The sequence below is a fragment of the Streptomyces chengmaiensis genome, assembly GCF_029846775.1.
In the GTDB taxonomy this organism is placed as follows: domain Bacteria; phylum Actinomycetota; class Actinomycetes; order Streptomycetales; family Streptomycetaceae; genus Streptomyces; species Streptomyces chengmaiensis.
Map to the genome: position 1 here is coordinate 1 of NZ_JARWBG010000129.1, position 1111 is coordinate 1111.

1 pseudogene is annotated in these 1111 nt (G+C 79.7%); it reads right to left on the reverse strand.

From position 1 onward, the window contains the following. Nucleotides 1-1111: pseudogene (locus QCN29_RS36695) on the reverse strand (hypothetical protein); the annotation flags it as partial.

Here is a 1111-nt window from a genome sequence, read left to right on the forward strand (position 1 = left end):
CGTCCCGGGCGCCGGTCAGCCGGCGCGCCCACGCGCCTATCCCGCGCCTGCGGGCCGGGCTGCCGGCCGCCGGCAGCCGGGTGCCGCGCGGCGGGGTCGTCTGCCGTCTGCTGTGCGCCCGCGGGGCGTCGGTCGTCCCCGGGGCGTCCGGTGCGCCGGGGGCCGGAGGCGGCTGTTCGGGGCCCCGCTCATGCACCGTCGGCTCGGTCGCGGTCGGGCCCTGCACGGACGGGTCGGCAGCGGTCGGGCGGGCTGCCGAGGGGGCGCTCGCGGTCGGGTCGTTTGCCCTCGGGCCGTGCGAGGCGTGCTGAGGTGCGGCCTGCCGGCGGTCGTCCGGATCCCGGCGGTCGTCGGGTTCGCGGCCGGTCCGCTGCTCGGGGAGGGGCCGGTCGCTCCCGGCGGACGGGTGGGAGGCGTGCTCGGGCGTGGCGTGCGGGCGGCCCTCCTGCTCGCGGCCGGCTCCCTGCTCCTGGCCTGCACGCTGCCCGTGTGGGGCCCGCCCGGGGGCGCTCTGCTCGTGGAGGGCGTGCTCGGGTGTGGCTCGCCGGTGGCCGTCCGGATTCCGGCGGTCGTCGGGTTCGCGGTCGGTCTGCAGCTCGCGTGAGGGCTGTCCGGCCGCGGCCGGTCCATGGGAGGCGTGGTCGGCTGCGGCCGGCCGGTGACCGCCGTGCTCATGGCCGGTCCGCTGCTCGCGGAGGGGCCGGTCGCTCACGGTCGGCTCGTGGGAGGCGTGGTCGGGTATGGCTGTGGCCTGCCGGTGGCCGCCCCGGTCGCGGCCGGCCCATTGCCCGTGAGAAGCCTGTTCCGGCACGGCCTGTTCCGGCACGGCCTGTTCCGACACGGCCTGTTCCGGCACGGCCTGCTCGGAGGTGGTCTGCTCGGAGGTGGTCTGCTCACGCGCAGACGGCGCGTCGTGCTCGTACGCGTACAGCGCTTCCGAGGCGTCGCCGCGCCCCGGGCCCGGCACCCGGCCACCCGGCAGCGTGGTCGCGGGCGCCGGGGTCGCCGCAGAGCCGTGCGCCTGCGGACCGGAGGCCGCCCGCGGGCTGTCGCCCGGCGAGCCATGCGCCTGCGGACCGGGAGCCCCGCCGGCTCCGCCGCCCGCAGCCCC